This is a genomic window from Limnospira indica PCC 8005 (assembly GCF_000973065.1).
Classification (GTDB): domain Bacteria; phylum Cyanobacteriota; class Cyanobacteriia; order Cyanobacteriales; family Microcoleaceae; genus Limnospira; species Limnospira fusiformis.
Map to the genome: position 1 here is coordinate 5277758 of NZ_FO818640.1, position 18426 is coordinate 5296183.

Here is an 18426-nt window from a genome sequence, read left to right on the forward strand (position 1 = left end):
GCTAATCTCCCCGATGATTAGATCGGGGGAGACTTGTGGCATGGTGTAATTATGGATGGTTAGACGGCAGTTTTGGCATCATAGCGACTGGTCAACCGGTCAAGTTGTTTGACTAACAAGCTGAGGAACAGCCCCACATCAGTGACGACACCCACAGACTCAACGGAACCGCGATCGCTTAACTTGGTAACCACAGCCGGGTTAATATCCACACAAACCATTTTAACCCCAGATGGAGTCATATTGCCGACACCGATAGAATGGAGCATGGTAGAGAGCATCAGAATCATGTCGGTATCTTGTAGCAACTGGTTATAGTGCTGCTGTGCTTGAATTAAATCCATCTGGGTATCAGGTAGAGGGCCATCATCGCGGATGGAACCCGCCAGGGAGAAGGGAACATCATTGCGGACACACTCATACATAATACCACTGGTGATTACTCCCTGTTGGACAGCACTAGCAATGCTACCGCAGCGCCGAATAGTATTAATCACTTTGAGATGATGGCGGTGTCCTCCTTTGACGGCGACTCCCTGTTTCATATCGACACCGAGAGAAGTTCCCATCATGGACTGTTCAATATCATGAACAGCGATCGCATTTCCGCCCAATAAAGCCTGGACATAACCCTGGCGAATGAGACGAGACAAATGCTGAGAGCCGCCAGTGTGAATAACCACAGGACCAGCAGTGACGACGACTTTACCACCGCGATCGCGAATTTGGCGCATTTCCCAGGCTACCTGTTCGACGATCAATTCTACGCGCCGTTCACTAGAAACCCCCGCCGACATAAAGCCAAATTCCTGATTATTACGCTGTTCACGAGATTCAGCTTTGCGGATAGTGCGGATACCCATAACATCGACAACTACTTTTTCGCCAACTTCGAGATCTCGCAACAATTTACAACGGGCGATCGGTCCTGAGGGTCCTTCGGTAACAGCGATCGCACCATCCATGCGCTGATTTTGAACTCTGACCCACTCACCGGCGATGCGTACTTCTGTGGGATAAATGGTAGTCACATAGAAATCATCGGGACTGACACCATGCTGATGGACAGTTTCCAGTTTCGCATCTTGAACATCCTCTTGTAGAGAAAACGCGCCGATATCAATAAGTTGACTCATAATCTCTTCCATGACCTCATGAGAGGGGGCTGAGATTTTAATTTGGGCGCTAGAGGTACTTTGGCGCTGTTCTCCTAGATTAAAATTCTGGACTTGGAAGCTACCGCCACCTTCGACGACTAGATCTAAGGCGCGGTTAATTAAACCTGCATCTAACAAGTGACCCTGTAAACAGACTGTGCGGCTTTCGAGTTGGGTCGCAGCATGGCGATCCTCAATAATGGGTTCAGTTACCCGCAGAGTTAAACATTTCGCCGCCCCTCCAGCTTTCAGAAATTCGGTCAGGGGAGTTTCAACGACATTAAATCCGGCTTCAGATAGCCTTGATTTCAGGTTATCGCTGATTTTGTTCATAATCACCGTCTGGTTAATATTGACGGCGTTACAGGCGAAATTAACCGCGTCTGGTTCATCAATAGCAATGCGCTTTTCTGGGGGAACTCGCAGTTCAATGAGACGATTTGAATAGGAATCAAAAGCTGGGGGATAGTACAGCAAATAACCCCCGGTTAAAGGACAAAAGCAGGTGTCGAGGTGATAGAAGCGATCGTCCATTAATCGCAGGGATAGGACTTCTATATTCAACCATTCCGCCAACAGCGAGTGAGAGTCGAGTTCAGACCGGAAACCATATCCCGCCCATAAATAGCGCCCTTCACGGTCTAATAAAGCATCTCCTGCGCCTTCAAAAGGGAGATCTTTGGGGAGTTCGTGGACGGTAAATCCTTGGCTTTCAAACCACGCCTTAAAATAGGGTTCCTCTCCTTGGCGTTCTTTATGGTAGAACCTACTGATAACGACAGTTTTATCTAAGACAAGTCCGGCGTTAGCTGTGAACACCATATCTGGCCAACCTTTCTCTGGTTGCACTAGATCGACGATCGCATGATCTTTAATGGTATGGTGAAGTTTCTGCCATTGTTCTACAGCGCGATCGTAGGATGATTTATGAATATTACCCTCCATCCACGGGTTGATCACATAATCTACATCATAGTGATCTGGGGGACACATAAGAAAGCGAATCGCATCAGTCATAATTAAGCTAATTGGTAGATATACACATCACAGCCACTAAACCACAAAAACCACTCCCACACCTGACAAGTGTTTTAGAAGTGGTCAAGTTTAGTCATAGTCAAGCCAACTTATCATTCTAACATGGCCGGACACTTTCCCCATTGTCATCTGCAAATGCTAGACTAGGTGCTGGGGACGATCGCATTTCTATCTCCAGTCAATGCACACACATTCTGTGGTGGATACATTGGCTGGCGTACAATAGTCTACTCTCCCCTAGACCTATACCTTTAACATCCACGGGAGAAATAAAGCTATTAAAGCCTTTCCCTCTTGGCAACCAAAACTGATTATATAAGATAACCGGGAATTAATTAATAAATTATGGCTAAAAATAGTTTTAATCTTTCCGAATGGTCGATTCGACAACCTGTTCCCACTTTGGTGCTGTTTTTGATTCTGACTCTGGTGGGGGTGATGTCTTTTTTTCAACTGGGAATTGATGATACTCCTAATATAGATATTCCGGCTGTTACGGTGACAGTTACACAACCGGGAGCGGGTCCTAATGAATTGGAAAATCAGGTAACTAAACCGGTAGAAGATGCGATCGCCGGATTAGGAAATATTGACCAACTTACCTCTACCGTCAGAGACGGAGTATCTACCACTACGGTGAGTTTTGTTTTGGGAACCGATAGCGATCGCGCTACTAATGATGTCCGTAATGCGATCGCCCAAATTCGCCAAAGCCTACCCCAAGATATTAACGATCCTATTGTACAGCGTCTCCGATTTGCGGGCGGGTCGATTATGACATTAGCAGTAACATCACCCACTCGCTCAGTAGAAGAACTTAGCGATCTTGTCGATCGCAACATTAGCCGCGCTTTACTTAACGTTCCTGGTGTCGCCCAAATTCAACGACTCGGAGGAGTTGACCGAGAAATTCGCATCGAACTTCACCCCGATCGCATTCAGAGTTTAGGCATTACCACCACCCAAGTTAACGACCAAATTCGTGCCTTTAATATTAACCTTCCCGGAGGGCGATCGCAAGTAGGCGGTAGCGAAAAAAGTATCCGCACCCTCGGAAGCGCCCAAACCGTCGAAGCATTAAGAGACTATCCAATTATACTCCCCAATGGTAACTCAGTTCCCCTGTCCAGTATTGGCACGGTTACCGATGGTTTAGCAGAAGTCCGCCAAATCGCCAAATTTGCAGACTTTCCCCTAGAGTCTAACAGTCAAATTGGTACTCCTGTCGTCGCCTTTTCCGTCCTCCGTAGTACCGGAAGCACCCTAGTATCTGTAGAACAAGGTATTCGCAATCGGGTGGTAGACCTACAAAAGACACTCCCAGAAGACATTAACCTAGAACTAATTGTTACCAGGGCTAACTCTATTCGCGAGTCCTATCAAGCCTCAGTGGATGCTTTAGTTATCGGTTCCATTTTAACCGTTGTGGTGGTCGGTATATTTTTGCGAAACTGGCGACCCACTTTAATTACCGCGATCGCCTTACCTTTATCGATTTTACCCACCTTCCTGGTGATGCGCCTGTTCGATTATACCCTCAATGGGATGACTCTATTAGCCCTAGCTTTAGCCATGGGAAACCTAGTAGATGATGCTATCTGTATGATGGAAAATATAGATCAGCACGTTGAGATGGGTAAACCTCCTTTTAAAGCTGCTATTGATGCTTCCCGCGAAATTGGATTAGCCGTAGTCGCTACCACCGCCACCATTGTCGCTGTCTTCCTTCCGGTCGCTTTTATGGGAGGAGTTCCCGGTCAGTTTTTCCAACCCTTTGGGGTCACAGTCGCCACCTCTACCATGTTTTCTACCCTGGTCGCCTGTACCATGACTCCCCTATTGGGCGCTAGGTTACTTCAACAAAAATCAACACCTCCCAAAACTGACACTAATCACACCCGGCGGCGCTTCTCTCCCTATCGCAGCCTTTTGGGTTGGTCTTTGCGACACCGCATCACTACCCTATTATTAGCGATCGCCTTTTTTGTCGCGAGTTTACAATTAGTTCCCCTCATCCCCAGAGGCTTATTTAATAGTGGAGATACTGGATTAAGTACCATTTCCCTGGAATTACCACCCGGTTCTACTTTAGCTGAATTGCAAACTACCACCCAGGAAGCGATCGCACTCTTAGCCGAAAATCCCGCCGTTGACAACGTTTTAGCAGTCTTGGGAAATCGTGGGGAAGGTGTCGTAGAAGTTAACCGAGCTACCCTGTCTGTAAATTTAGTCCCCTCCGATGAACGGGACCTATCCCAGGCGGAATTTGAAGCACAAATGCGAACCCGTTTTACTCAAATTCCTGGCGCGAGAATTAGCTTTCAGTCCCAAGGTGCAGGTGGCGGCGGGAAAGATTTATCTATTGTTCTGAGTGGTGATAACCCCGATTCTTTGTTAGAAACTGCTAATGCTTTGGAAAGACAAATGCGGTCAATTCCCGGACTCGTAGAAGTTACCTCTAGCGCTAGTTTGGTCAGACCCGAAATCTTGATTCGTCCTGACCCTAGAAGGGCTGGAGATTTGGGCGTTTCTGTACAGGCGATCGCTCGTACCGCTTTATTAGCTACCTTGGGTGATAATCAGTCCAATTTGGCTAAGTTTGACTTACCCGATCGCCAAATTCCTATCCGAGTACAATTGGCTGAGGAGTTTCGCAACAATTTTGATGCGATCGAAAATTTACGCATACCTACCCAGGATGGTCGATTAGTTCCCCTCTCTGCGGTCGCTGATATTACTATCGGTAGCGGTCCCGCTACTATTGACCGCTATTTCCGTTCCCGACAAGTACAATTGGAGGCTAATTTAGAAGGTCTTTCCTTGGGTGATGCTCTCGCACAGGTACAGGCTTTACCAGCTATGAACCCTCTACCGCCTGATGTACAACAGCAGTCCGAAGGTGATGCTAGAATTATGATTGATGTCTTCACCCGCTTTCTCTCCGCTTTGGGTTTAGCTGTCTTGGGGATTTATGCCATCCTCGTATTGCTTTACAACAACTTTATGATCCCCGTTACCATTTTGATGGCTTTACCTCTATCCCTCGGCGGCGCATTACTAGCCTTGATGGTTACTCAAAAAGAGTTGGGCTTATTTGCTCTCATTGGTATTGTCTTGTTGATGGGTTTGGTAACTAAAAATGCCATCCTTTTGGTCGATTGTTCTATGGCTAATCAACAGATGGGAATGTCTCGATTTAATGCAGTCCTAGAAGCTGGCTGTTCCCGACTGCGACCTATTTTGATGACCACTTTTTCTACCATCGCTGGTATGTTACCTATTGCTTTGGAATGGGGCGCAGGTTCTCAGGTACGCAGTCCTATGGCGATCGCTGTTATTGGTGGAATGACTACATCTACCCTCTTAACTTTGGTCGTCGTTCCCGTCTGGTTTACCTATGTTGATGGTTTCCAAAACTGGCTGAAAAATCCTTTTAAACCCAAACGGCGGCGCGTATCACCTGCTAAAAAAATCCCCCAAAATATGGCTTCTATTAAATGATTTTGGGCTAGATGATTTTTTGTTCAACACCTAAAAAAATCGCCCGATTTTTCAGTAAAAGGTTGACAAATCATCAGCCCGCAGCTATAATTGTATAGTGGGGGGCTGATGTGGCTATACGCTTGATTTTTTGTTCAACACAGAGAAACCTAAAGGGGTGGTAGTGTAGGGGGGGTGGAGGTTTCAGCCCTTAATGGTTAAAAAATAGATTTGTCCGCCGCCATCACCAGCGACCACTGTACGGCCATCAGAAGCGATCGCACAGGATCGGACAGCAGAAGAAGTGATGAACTTAGCGAGGACGGTTCCGGCGTTCAAATCCCATAACAGGAGGGTATCGTCAAAAGAACCGGACACAGCGCGGTTAGCGTCTGGGGTAATCGCCACAGCATTAACCGATCGCCGATGACCGACAAGCGATCGCACTTCTCGCCCGGTGAGCAAATCCCATAACTTGAGAGTATCATCAAAGGAACCAGACAGAGCCTGTTTACCGTCTGGGGTAATCGCCAACGCATCAACCCAGCGGCGATGACCAACAAGCGATCGCACTTCCAGTCCAGTTTGTAAATCCCAGAGTTTAAGGGTGTTATCCTCCGACCCGGAAAGCGCCCACCGACCATCAGGAGTAATCGCCACCGCCGAAACCGAATCATCATGACCGCTAAAAGACCGAATTTCCTTGAGAGTCGTTAAATCCCAAAGTTTAAGGGTGTTATCCTCCGACCCGGAAAGCGCCCACCGACCATCACAGCTAATCGCCACCGCCCTAACCGGGTCAGTATGACCATTCAAAGAATATAATTCTTGTCCCGACTCCAAATCCCACAGCTTGAGAGTAGTATCTTCCGACCCAGATAAAGCCCGTTTACCGTCCGGGGTAATGGCTACCGTCCTGACCCAATCACTGTGACCCACCAAGCAGCGCAACTCCTGTCCTGTCTGCAAATCCCACAACTTGAGAGTTTCATCATAGGAACCCGACAGAGCAAACCTATCATCAGGGGTAATTGCTACCGCAGAGATAGCATCACTATGACCGTGGAAACAATCTAACTCCTCTTCCGTACCCAAATCCCAGAGTTTGAGGGTCTGATCAAAAGAACCCGATAGTGCTTGCGTACCGTCTGGAGTGATCGCCACATCCCACACCCAACGACAATGACCCATAAAAGATCGCAACTCTTCCCCGGTTTGTAAATCCCAGAGTTTGAGAGTCTTATCAAAAGACCCCGACAAAGCCCTTTCTCCGTCCGGAGTAATCGCCACCGCATTCACCGAGTCTTCATGACCGACAAACGATCGCAACTCTTTCCCGGTTTGTAGATCCCAGAGTTTTAGAGTTTGGTCAAAGGACCCCGACAGAGCGCGTTTCCCGTCCGGAGTAATTGCCACCGCCCAAACTGAACCTTCATGACCGACAAGCGATCGCAACTCTTCCCCGGTTTGTAAATCCCAGAGTTTGAGAGTCTTATCAAAAGAAGCCGACAGAGCGCGTTTACCGTCCGGAGTAATCGCCACCGCCGCCACCAAATCCCCGTGACCCGTAAAAGTTCGTATTTCCTCCCCCGTCACCAAATCCCACAGCCTGATAGTAGTATCTTTTGAGCCTGACAGAGCGCGTTTACCGTCCGGAGTAATCGCCACCGCCGTCACCCAATCCCCATGACCGACAAGCGATCGCAACTCTTCACCCGTCCGTAAATCCCACATTTTGATAGTGTTATCATAGGAGCCGGAAATCGCCCGCTTACCGCTAGGGCTAATCGCCAAAGCCAAGACCCTACAAGTATGACCTTGAAGCGATCGCACTACCCGTCCCGTCTTCAAATTCCACAACTTTAGAGTAGTATCTCCCGAAGCCGACACACCAGCCCTACCATCAGGAGTAATCGCCACCGCATTCACCGAGTCTTCATGACCCTCCAAAGTCCGAATCAGCACCCCATCAGGGGAATCAAAACAGGGAAACAGCGGACAAAACCAAGACCGCTGCTGGTATTGTTTCACCTGTTCAATAAAACCCTTAATCCCCTCTTCCGAGAAATACAGTAGCCGTCCCATCAACTGTTCCGCCAACTGGTCGTTATTTTCCTCCAGGATATGAGAAGACATCAACAAAGACTTTTGAATCAATTGGAAAACCCGTTGCTGACCTGGGGACACTAAAGGTAAGGCTAAATCATAATCATCAATTATCGCCGCGATCCCCACATTGGCTAACTTTTGTTCCAAAAAGCCAAAATCCATTAACCAATCAACCAAGCGTTTTATATCCTTAATTTCCGCCAGATAAATAGGTTGGTGTCGTAACACATGGAGACGGTCTTCTGGTAACTGTTCAGTCAGCCAATTTGCCAGATTTTGGGTCATAAAGGCGCTCCCTTCGCTAAATTCTCCACAATACCACGTTTAAGTTCTTCAAGATTCACACCAGAATCAGCCGATTGCTTTTCCAGGAAATCATGAAAAGACCCGTGGTAAATACTATATCGAGTTTCGTTGTCAATAATTTGCACCTGCAAAAATTGATCCCATTGTTCCAGGAATGTAGATAGCACCGATTCTTCCACTCCTGTCAACTTAGCCAGCAAACGACAAGACACAGGTTCGCGCACTTTTGATAATACATAAATAGCACGAATTTGCGCCATAGGTAAGGATTTGTGGTTAATCCTCAGCATCTGCCAGTGGTGCTTATAATACCCCCACAAGCCAATCGGTAAACTTGCCAAAGTTTTACCATTATACACCCCATTATGTATATCATTCAACACATAGCGCAAATACATAAAGTTATTTTCACTTTTGGCGACCAGTTGAGTACAAAACTGTTCCGAGGTCAACTTTTGTGATGCCATCCACTGTTGAATAAAGCGACTTTGCGACAGCCGTTTATTGGTGTATTTACCAGCATCCCAAGCACTTTCTGACCGATACTGCCTTAAATTACAGATGGTTTTATTGTCACTGACGGGTAAAGGCAGTTTTTCATCACGTTTCGAGATGATAAAATAGACATTTTCCGGCAGTTTATCCGGTAAGTAAAGCACATTACTTCCCGGTGTTTGACTCGACAAATCCACCTCATTTAAAGCATCCACTACTACCACCAACTTTTTGCCCCGGGGTAGCTTCTGGCTGGCTTCTTTTAACAACCGTGATAAAACTTTACCATTTCGGAGGGCATTTTCTGGTAAACTGGTATAGTCCAGTTGATAATATTCAATTAGTTCAGTGCAGATATTTTCTAAGAATTGTCGAGCGGTCACTTTCCCTAAAGATTGGCTGTTAAAATAGCTCAGGCAATGACCTTCAAATAACTGCACACAACGCGCCAGGATAGAGGTTTTTCCATAGCCGGGATCTGCTTCCAAGACAAAATAACCTGGGGGTTCTTTTTCCAAAAACTCCTTAATGGCTTCAAAAACATGAGTCCGCCCCACAAAATACTTAGTTGTATCAGCTATGATACTTTCGCATTGTGGCGAAATCGTAAAAGGTGTTTTGCTCTGGTCAAAATATGGCTCTAAGGCTTCCTGAATTGACTCTAGTTTATCCTGTAGTCCAGTGTTCAACTGTTTTAAAATAGTTAGGATGTCTTGTTGGGTAATAGCAATTTTATGGGCTGAGGTTTGACCATCTCGCAGCAAGTCTAATACCATACTATGAAAAACTTTACCCCCTTTAGCAGCATCTTGTTTCCAGATTTCTGTGAGATTATGGGCGAACCGTTTATGCAAATGTTGGCTAATAGCTTTAATGGCATCTTGGTAATAGTGAATACCGTGGGATAAATGGGATTTATGTTGTTCCATTAACCAGGTGATTAAGTGTTCCCAACTTTGCAGATCCAGAGTTTTCAGGAAAATATCTGACCCATTAGCTGCTAATGTATAACGCAAATGGTGTTCACCGATCGCCTCATAGTCTGCTATACCTTCGCTACTGTGTTCGATTTGTAGCCAGTATTGTTGAGTATGTTTAGCTAAATGCTTTAATTCTCTGGCGATATGTTGATAGGTTTTTTTTTGGGCTATTTGCAATAACCCTAAAGCGATCGCACCTCCCACAGATTTGGCTAATTTTTCCTGACTCAAGCCGGGAGATGGTTCCCCCAATTTTTTGGCAAAATCCAGCAGTTTACTAGCGGTGATACTATTAACAGTAGGTCCCGAAAAATGTGTGTAAAACGGGGTTGCCGCTTTGGTATAACCTGTAACGACGGAACCCACAGACAGTAAGGCTGTCACCTCTAGGAAGAATTTGTGTTGCTTAACGGTGTTGATCATAATTCGATTTCTGCCAGTGATGTTAACCGAGCAAACCTCTAGGCAATTTTCCGAGGATAACTGGGATAGGGTCTATAGTAAGCTTAATTTTAGAGATAGCAGCAATACATAAACTTATTTTCACTTTTGACCCTGCTCCTGGGTAACTCTCCTAGGATAGATTTCTCGACCCATACTCTGTGATGTATTTTCAGCCGATATATCTTCAAGAATATCTTGATAGTTATATTCTTGAGCAGTCTATCATCGTCGCATAAATTTTGGGCTCGAATTGTATCAGATTATGCGCTTCCGTGGTGATCTGGATCAACTAACCTGTGAGGTACAATTTCAGGCGATCGCTACACCAACACCGATCCTAAAGTTAATCAAAGTTGATCAAAGTTTAGCTAACGATGCCATGTCGCTCCGAAAACATTATTGACCCCAACTATAGTTTTCATGAAGATCCCCGACTTGTCAAGCTACACTGTCTCATAGACGCTAACAGTAAGGAACTTCGCGATTATGAAATTACAACCCCTGACCCCTTCTGCTTCGGACTCGGTTTCTGATCATGGGGTATCTGACCAAATGGGAACTTGGACTATTGAAGATAGCGAGAAACTCTACCACATTCAGGGGTGGGGTGAACCCTACTTTTCTATTAATGCTGCGGGTCATATCACGGTTTCCCCACAAGGCGATCGCGGTGGGTCTATTGATTTATATGAGTTGGTCGAGTCTCTGAAAAAACGAAATCTGGGGCTACCTTTACTGATCCGCTTTCCTGATATCCTGGAGGACCGCATTGAACGCCTAAACGCTTGTTTTTCTAAGGCGATCGCCCGCTATAATTATCCGGGAGTTTATCGGGGAGTTTATCCGGTTAAGTGTAACCAAGAACGTCATCTGATTGAGGATTTGGTGCGCTTTGGGGAGCCTTATCAATTGGGATTAGAGGCGGGTTCTAAACCGGAATTGTTGATTGCTTTGGCTTGTCTGACTACTCCCGGTGCTTTACTGATTTGTAATGGCTATAAAGACCGACAATATATCGAAACCGCCATGTTAGCCCAACGGTTGGGACGTAAAACTATTGTGGTGATGGAACAGTTAGAAGAAGTGGAATTAGCCATAGCCGCTAGTCAAAATCTGGGGATACAACCGATTTTAGGAGTGCGGGCGAAATTGGGAAGCCGAGGTGTAGGACGTTGGGGAGGTTCCACCGGCGATCGCGCTAAGTTTGGTTTAACTATTCCCGAAATTATCCAAGTATGCGATCGCCTCCAGGGTTTGGGAATGTTGGATTGTTTGCAGCTTCTACACTTCCATATTGGCTCACAAATCTCCTCTATTAGTGCGATTAAAGATGCCATCCGAGAAGCTAGTCAAATTTATGTGGAACTCGCTAAATTAGGCGCTAATATGCAATATCTGGATGTCGGCGGCGGCTTGGGGGTAGATTATGATGGTTCTAAAACTAACGCCCCCGCTTCCAAAAACTACAATATGCAAAACTATGCTAATGATATTGTGGCGGAAGTTAAGGAAGCCTGCGAACAGGGAAAAATTGATGCGCCTGTTTTAATTAGCGAAAGTGGAAGGGCGATCGCTTCTCATCAGTCTATCTTGGTTTTTGATATCCTGGGAAGTAGTGAACCCAGCACCGCCAACCCTCCGAATATTAATGATGATGACCATCTCCTACTCAGGAATTTAGCCGAAACCTATCAATCTATTAATCCCGATAATTACCAAGAAGCCTATCACGACGCGATCCAGTTTAAAGGGGAGGCGATTAGTGTCTTTAATTTCGGTTACTTGAATTTACGCGATCGCGCCAAAGCTGAACAATTATATTGGGCTTGTTGTCATAAAATCCGCGAGATTATTCGAGACTTGGAAATTATCCCGGATGATTTAAAGTCTATTGAGCAGATTATGGCTTCTATTTACTATGTAAATCTCTCCGTGTTCAAGTCTGCGCCGGACTCCTGGGCGATTGACCAACTCTTCCCGATTTTGCCAATTCATCGCCTTAATGAAGAACCAACTCAAAGGGCGACTTTGGCAGATTTGACCTGTGATAGTGATGGTAAAATAGACCGCTTTATCAATTGGGGAGATTCTAAACCCATCTTGGAACTGCACCCCTTAACCCCTTCACAGCCCTACTATTTGGGGATGTTTTTGGCGGGCGCATATCAGGAAATTATGGGGAATTTACATAACCTATTTGGCGATACCCATGTGGTTCATATTCAACTCAATCCTCAAGGTTATCAGGTAGAATATGTCATCAAAGGCGACACTATGAATGAGGTTTTGGGTTATGTACAATATGACAGTGAGGATTTGGTGGAAAGTATCCGCCGCCAAACTGAAAAAGCCCTTCAGTCCCAGAAAATTACCATCGAAGAATCTCAGCTTCTCCTACAAAACTATGAACGCAGTTTGACCCAATATACCTATTTGACCTCTCACTGATGCTCAAATTTTACGGAATGACCCCAATTTCAGCATAAAATAAGTTAAAATATACAGGTTTCCCTAAAGGGGATAATTTGAGACTATGAAAGCACAAGAAAATCGTCGGGTTCGCAAAGCTGTCATCACAGCCGCAGGATTTGGTACTCGGATGTTCCCAGCCTCCAAAATGATTAAAAAAGAGTTTTTCCCTATAGTTGATGCTGAGGGAATCGCTAAACCTGTGATTCAGGTGGTCGTGGAAGAGGCTATTAATGCTGGAATTGAAGAGGTCGGAATTATTGTTCAATCGGGCGATCGCTCCTTATTTGAAGACTATTTCCAAGGGTCTCCTAAACCGGAATTTTGGCGGAAATTGTCCCCCAATAGTCGAGACTATAGCCACTATTTACAAACCTTGGGGGAACGGATTACTATTTTAACCCAGGAACAACAAGAAGGATTCGGTCATGCGGTTTTTTGTGCCGCCCCCTGGGTGCATGATGAGCCTTTTATGTTACTATTGGGTGACCATGTTTATGCTTCCGATTTGGAGGTAAACTGCGCCCGTCAATTGTTGGAGGTTTATGAGAAAGTTCAACAGAGTGTTATCGGTGTGCGAATTACTCCCGGCGATCGCATTCAGCACTATGGTTGTGTAGCCGGAACTCCGGTTAAAGATTCTGATTATTTATTTGACCTGACGGAAATCTATGAGAAGCCAACTCTCAATTATGCGCGGACAAATATGCGAGTTCCCGGACTGGAATGGGATCGGTTTTTGACTATATTTGGGCTGTATATCATTGAACCGAAAATCTTTGACCTCTTAGCCGACAATATCCGCCATGATGTCCGGGAAAAGGGAGAATATCAACTGACTTCCTGTTTGCAAACTCTCCTAGAAAAAGAACAAATTACTGGGTATCTTGTCCCAGGTCGCTGTTTTGATACGGGTCTACCAGAAACCTATTTTAAGACTCTGGTAGAATTCCGCAATATCAAGACTAAATCCTAGGGAGTACAGCCGATTTAATCAGGGGGGGGGTTTATCAGTTACCCTCCCCAACCTTCCCTCAAAAAAAGGGGAATTTAGCGGCTATACATTTGGGTTAAATAGCGCAGGCGATCGCACAAAGGATGCGTTAACAATGTCGAACTTTCGTAGCGCCAACGCCAGTTTCCCGCATTGGTGCTAGGGTCATTCATCCTCCCTCGATTATCTAATCCTAACAGGTCTTGAAACGGGAAAATCGCCAGGTCAGCAATGGAACTTAGGGCTAACCGAATTAACGCCCAATTAATATCCTCAATGGCTTCTGGGAAAGCATACCCTAAATAGCCAGCGACGTGCTGACGAATTTCGGGACTCATGGTTTGCCACCAACCCACTGTAGTATCATTGTCATGGGTTCCCGTGTAAACAATGGAATTTCTGGTATAATTATGGGGTAGATAGGGGTGGCGAGAATCTTCCCCAAATGCGAACATGAGGATTTTCATTCCCGGAAACTCAAAGCGATCGCGTAACTCTTCCACCTCTGGGGTAATGATTCCTAAATCTTCCGCTAAAACTGGTAAACTTCCTAACTGTTGACCGAGACTTTCAAAAAATTCCGCACCCGGCGCGGTCACCCACTCCCCATTCAAAGCCGAAGTTTCCCCAAAGGGAACCCGCCAATAGGCTTCAAAGCCTCGGAAATGGTCAACCCGAACCCAATCTACATATTCCAACGTGGCGCGGAATCTTTCAATCCACCAAGCAAAATTAGTCCGTTTTAGTTCATCCCAATCATAAACCGGATTCCCCCAAAGTTGTCCGGTAGCACTAAAATAGTCCGGCGGTACTCCGGCAATATAGGCAGGGTTCAGGGTTTCTGGGTGCAGTTGAAAGTTGTTAGGCGCAAACCAGACATCAGCACTATTATAGCACACATAAATCGAGATGTCACCAATAATTTTAATGCCCTTATTGTTGGTGTAGCGTCGCAGTTGACTCCACTGTTCAAAAAACTTGAATTGCAGAAACTTATGGTATATAATCCGAGTGTGGAGTTCTTCGGTTTTGGCTTGCAAGGCTTGGGGTTCTCGGCGAGCGATCGCAGGTTCCCACTGATTCCAGTCTTTACCGTCGTTCTGCTCTAGGAGTGTCATAAATAGGGCGTAATCATTGAGCCAGGAGGCTTTTTGTTGACAAAACTCCTCGAAAGGATGGTTAGGTTGTGATTGTAGGGACTCCCAGAAGCAATCAAAGGCTTGTTTGAGGTATTGTCCTTTATGAGCAATGACCCTGGGAAAGTCAACCCGCTGGGGGTTATGGTTATCTGGTAGGGGTAGCAATTCCCGGCTATTTAGCAGCCCTTCTTCCGCTAGGCGATCGAGAGAAATCAACAGAGGATTTCCCGCGAAGGTGCTAAAGTTCATAATGTAGGGGGAATGCTCATAACCGGTCGGACCGAGAGGCAGAATTTGCCAAACTTTCTGGCCACTGCGTTCGAGAAAATCGATAAACTCATAAGCGGCACGTCCCAAGTCACCAATACCAAAGCGACTGGGGAAGCTGGTGGGGTGTAGCAAGATACCGCTGGCTCGTTCAAGGTGCATAATTAATATATATTCCCGTAGAAACCGCTTTTATTTATATCACACAAATGATGCTGGATCTACCATGTATAACATGACCAAAAAAGCTGACCGATATAGTTTTTACCCAACTCCTGAACAGGAAAACCCACCAGGGAGAACTTGGATTTTGTGTCCCCACAGTGTACAACATGGGTAGGGGCGAAAAATCGGGGTCTTTTACTAGCCATGAGGGCGGAAATATGATGAAACGCTTATGGCGATCGCCACGGCTGCTGAAATCTCTTGTGGACGGATGTTCTCATGTCAAGCCACTTACTTGAGGTAATAGCGAATATGAATAGTTTAGTTGATACTCTGAGTCAAGTTTTGATTATTGCGTATAAAGAGCCTACTCAACAATTAGAAGAATACTTGACCAAAGAAGGATTTGAATGTCTAGTTATTCGCCAAGAAGATAAGCCAGAATATCAACAATTTTCTCCAAGTTATAGGTGTATGCTCAACCACCGTCAGGCTTGGGAAATAGCGACTCAGCAGAGCCAGCCTAGTTTAATTGTGGAAGCGGATTTTGTTCCGGTTTTAGAATTTGGACAACTGCCTTTACCTTTTGATAAGGAATTGCCTAATCTCGGAATTACCTGGATTTATACTTGCAGCCCTCAAGTATATTGGGTCTCTCCAGAAGGATATGCCGAAGGTTTTTCAGTCGGTACGGTCGCTTATATTGTCAGCCCCAAAGCCGCAGAACTTCTCATTAAATTCTCCGAGAAAATCACCGAAACAACTCAGGGAAAAACTTATTCTACTTGGGATTCGGAAATAGATACATTCTTGCGCTCTCATAATTTGCAAAACTTTATTCCTTTCCGCAATTACGGAGAACACGGAGGTTTGGCTAACCCTGAACACCGCAAACATGGTTTAAGTCCTGGTCATCAAGCCGATGTTCTCTGGGGAGAAATAGCCTTTGATCCATTATATACCCAGGCATATAATCCCCAACTGATACGCGCTAAAGCCCGCCTTAAAGGCATACTGCGATTACTAGCAGGTTATTTTGTCAGAATCAAAACACTCCGAAATAGTAGAGTTCCTTGGCGGTTAATTAGCTTTAGTTTTGGTCGCCAACTGACCTTGAGATTATAGGGAAAAAACCTGTGTTAGGAATACCCCCTATACTACAGAGGTGGCTTTCTAGCTTAGAAGCCACTTTCTGAAAACATTACCCTCACCCTAAATCCGAATCCCGGGGGGGAGAGGGGCTTCGAGATAGTATGGCCAAACTTTTTGGCCAATGCGTTCCAGGAAATCGATAAACTCATAAGCGGCACGTCCCAAGTCACCAATACCAAAGCGACTGGGGAAGCTGGTGGGGTGTAGCAAGATACCGCTGGCTCGTTCAAGGTGCATAATTAAGATATATTCCCGTAGAAACCGCTTCTATTTATATCACAAAGCGATCGCCTTTTTGGGGGGATTATTGCCTCGGTTAAACTTAAATGAATTGTGGGGTATAATAGAGGGTATCCCCCAGCACGGTTGATGCAAATCACAACTAAGAGCGATGGGGATCACCTGTTAAGGTGATCCAACTCATATGTAGTCGTCTGTATAATCACAGAAAAAATCAGCCACTTGAGGGAAGATATATATATAGTGGAGCATTGAGGTTAGGCACATGAGCAGCTACTATAACAGTATGACCAATTCTAGCGGTTCCCTTGAGGAAATGTTTGGTCAAGTGATGTTTTCCAGTGTGGTGACGACTGAAGACCGCCAAAAGTTGAAAGCTACCCTCCTCAAAGAAACCATCACCGAGGATGAACAGGCGATTATTAACCGCTTGTTGTACAATGTACGCCGGGGATGGGTTAGACTGATTGACTGAAGTTTCATTAGTAACCCGTGTTATCCACTGTTTTGCTTGTGTCCCACGGTAGTCGCGATCGCCGCCCTCAATTAGCTGTAGATAAGTTAGCACAACAGTTGAGCGATCGCCTCAAGGTGACTCAGGGTGGGGATAGTTTAACTGATTCTTTGGTGGGAAGTGCGGTTTTGGAGTTGGGACCGACTCCGCTATCTGCACAAATTCACCAATTCGCTGAGTATAGCCTGAGTTTAGGGATTCATCGAGTCCAAATTCTGCCGTTGTTTCTGTTACCTGGGGTCCATGTGGGAGAAGATATCCCCACGGAGGTGGAGTTAGCCCAAAAATCCCTGGGAACCGAGATAGAAATTCACCTACAACCTTATCTGGGAAGCCAACGCCAGCAGTTGTCTGTACTGCTGGAAAATGTTATGAGTGGTTACGATGTTGATGCTTGGATTCTACTTTCCCATGGGAGTCGCCGCGCGGGTGGAAATGAAGCGATCGCTCACCTAGCCCATAAAATCAAGGCTTCTGTGGCTTATTGGTCTGTGGCTCCGGGGATGGAGTCACGGGTTCAGGAGTTGCTACAAGCAGGATATCACCGGATTGGGATTTTGCCTTATTTCCTGTTCTCGGGTCGCACTACTGATGCGATCGTTGATTTGGTGGCTAATCTTGGTGACAGGTTTCCCGACAGCCAACTACACCTCACGCCACCCCTAGACCATAGCCCACACCTGGGCGATTTGATTTGTACTTGGGCGGAATCTTGCCTCTAGGATACCACCTGCCTGCTGCAGTGGGTGGTGATTCTCATAATTCTTTCGGTTTTGAGAGGCGATCGACACTCCCTAATGGCTCTGTTGCTTTGGGGGTAATAGTTTCGGGGTTTGTAAAGTTATATTACAGATTCTCATAACCTCGCGCGAGTTTGAATAGGGCGATCGTTCAAGTAAACTGGAGCCAACAACAGAAAAGTTTTTGTTTTTGGGGGTTGACAGTCTGGCGCTGTCTCTGATAGTATTAATTTACGTGAAAACAAAGGAATTTGCTTCGACAAAAACAGCCTGTAAAGTTTTGTTAAGCACCTTCTAGGTAGTCTCGCGCGATCGCACCTTGAAAACCCCATACTGCAACGTTTCCAAAGGTATAGGGTCCAACCCTACCAATTCCCCGTCAGGGGACGGAAACTTCCTGTAACACTACCCTTCTCGGCAATCCAGGATGTGCTTCGGGGTCCAACCCTACCAATTCCCCGTCAGGGGACGGAAACCCTCCCATTAGGAAGTGTATAATCATCAGTGCCCAGAGGGGGCACGTCCAACCCTACCAATTCCCCGTCAGGGGACGGAAACTTACGTTTAGGTTTGGAGACATGGGTATTATAAGGCAATTGTCCAACCCTACCAATTCCCCGTCAGGGGACGGAAACTTGCGAACCATCAAAGGGGGAACGGTGACCCCAATGACCATCGTGTCCAACCCTACCAATTCCCCGTCAGGGGACGGAAACCGGGCAAGGGGCAGGGTGGCA

General features: G+C 45.9%; 10 protein-coding genes, 1 pseudogene and 1 CRISPR repeat array (1 of these 12 running past the window's edge). Of the genes and pseudogenes, 6 read left to right on the forward strand and 5 right to left on the reverse strand.

Annotation, left to right across the window (positions count from 1 at the left end; all coding sequences use genetic code 11):
* Positions 1–59 precede the first annotated feature (59 nt).
* Positions 60–2174 carry a bifunctional arginine dihydrolase/ornithine cyclodeaminase gene (gene argZ / locus XZ46_RS23295; protein ID WP_008054902.1) on the reverse strand — a complete coding sequence of 705 codons (2115 nt, stop codon included), beginning with the start codon at positions 2172–2174 and terminating at the stop codon, positions 60–62.
* Between the two features lie 366 nt (positions 2175–2540).
* On the opposite strand from argZ, the gene XZ46_RS23300 reads away from it, so the two are divergent.
* The gene (locus XZ46_RS23300; protein ID WP_008054900.1) at positions 2541–5696 is read left to right on the forward strand and encodes an efflux RND transporter permease subunit; all 3156 of its coding nucleotides are present in this window, start codon (positions 2541–2543) and stop codon (positions 5694–5696) included.
* Between the two features lie 183 nt (positions 5697–5879).
* Here XZ46_RS23300 and XZ46_RS23305 read toward each other — a convergent pair whose 3' ends face one another.
* The gene (locus XZ46_RS23305; protein WP_008054898.1) at positions 5880–8069 is read right to left on the reverse strand and encodes a WD40 repeat domain-containing protein; all 2190 of its coding nucleotides are present in this window, start codon (positions 8067–8069) and stop codon (positions 5880–5882) included.
* Positions 8066–9988, reverse strand: a complete 1923-nt coding sequence (locus XZ46_RS23310) for an ATP-binding protein (RefSeq protein ID WP_008054338.1) — start codon at positions 9986–9988, stop codon at positions 8066–8068. Before XZ46_RS23310 ends, XZ46_RS23305 begins: the two co-directional genes overlap by 4 nt.
* 507 nt (positions 9989–10495) lie before the next feature.
* Between XZ46_RS23310 and speA the strand changes: the two genes are divergently transcribed.
* On the forward strand, positions 10496–12457 hold the full coding sequence (speA, locus tag XZ46_RS23315; RefSeq protein WP_006623438.1) for a biosynthetic arginine decarboxylase: 1962 nt from the start codon (positions 10496–10498) through the stop codon (positions 12455–12457).
* Positions 12458–12542: 85 nt separating this feature from the next.
* On the forward strand, positions 12543–13454 hold the full coding sequence (locus tag XZ46_RS23320; protein WP_008054896.1) for a UTP--glucose-1-phosphate uridylyltransferase: 912 nt from the start codon (positions 12543–12545) through the stop codon (positions 13452–13454).
* Between the two features lie 74 nt (positions 13455–13528).
* On the opposite strand, the gene malQ is transcribed toward XZ46_RS23320, so the two are convergent.
* Positions 13529–15040, reverse strand: a complete 1512-nt coding sequence (malQ, locus tag XZ46_RS23325; protein ID WP_008054894.1) for a 4-alpha-glucanotransferase — start codon at positions 15038–15040, stop codon at positions 13529–13531.
* A 315-nt stretch (positions 15041–15355) separates the two neighbouring features.
* On the opposite strand from malQ, the gene XZ46_RS23330 reads away from it, so the two are divergent.
* Positions 15356–16168, forward strand: coding sequence for a hypothetical protein (locus tag XZ46_RS23330; RefSeq protein ID WP_008054892.1), 813 nt, complete (start codon positions 15356–15358; stop codon positions 16166–16168).
* Between the two features lie 132 nt (positions 16169–16300).
* Here the strand turns inward: XZ46_RS23330 and XZ46_RS23335 are convergent.
* A pseudogene (locus XZ46_RS23335) lies at positions 16301–16432 on the reverse strand (4-alpha-glucanotransferase); the annotation flags it as partial.
* Positions 16433–16700: 268 nt separating this feature from the next.
* Between XZ46_RS23335 and XZ46_RS23340 the strand changes: the two are divergent.
* Positions 16701–16910 (forward strand): hypothetical protein, encoded by a 210-nt coding sequence (locus tag XZ46_RS23340; RefSeq protein ID WP_006670650.1) that lies wholly within the window; start codon positions 16701–16703, stop codon positions 16908–16910.
* A gap of 17 nt (positions 16911–16927) precedes the next feature.
* A complete protein-coding gene (locus XZ46_RS23345) occupies positions 16928–17671 on the forward strand; it encodes a sirohydrochlorin chelatase (protein WP_008054888.1) in 744 nt (247 codons plus the stop codon).
* A 375-nt stretch (positions 17672–18046) separates the two neighbouring features.
* Positions 18047–18426: a CRISPR direct-repeat array (repeat unit 37 nt; unit sequence GTCCAACCCTACCAATTCCCCGTCAGGGGACGGAAAC); it runs 697 nt beyond the window's last position.

Coding starts and splice junctions, on each gene's coding strand:
- argZ (WP_008054902.1), bottom strand. CDS start 2,174: ATGACTGATGCGATTCGCTTTCTTATGTGTCCCCCAGATCACTATGAT.
- XZ46_RS23300 (WP_008054900.1), top strand. CDS start 2,541: ATGGCTAAAAATAGTTTTAATCTTTCCGAATGGTCGATTCGACAACCT.
- XZ46_RS23305 (WP_008054898.1), bottom strand. CDS start 8,069: ATGACCCAAAATCTGGCAAATTGGCTGACTGAACAGTTACCAGAAGAC.
- XZ46_RS23310 (WP_008054338.1), bottom strand. CDS start 9,988: ATGATCAACACCGTTAAGCAACACAAATTCTTCCTAGAGGTGACAGCC.
- speA (WP_006623438.1), top strand. CDS start 10,496: ATGAAATTACAACCCCTGACCCCTTCTGCTTCGGACTCGGTTTCTGAT.
- XZ46_RS23320 (WP_008054896.1), top strand. CDS start 12,543: ATGAAAGCACAAGAAAATCGTCGGGTTCGCAAAGCTGTCATCACAGCC.
- malQ (WP_008054894.1), bottom strand. CDS start 15,040: ATGCACCTTGAACGAGCCAGCGGTATCTTGCTACACCCCACCAGCTTC.
- XZ46_RS23330 (WP_008054892.1), top strand. CDS start 15,356: ATGAATAGTTTAGTTGATACTCTGAGTCAAGTTTTGATTATTGCGTAT.
- XZ46_RS23340 (WP_006670650.1), top strand. CDS start 16,701: ATGAGCAGCTACTATAACAGTATGACCAATTCTAGCGGTTCCCTTGAG.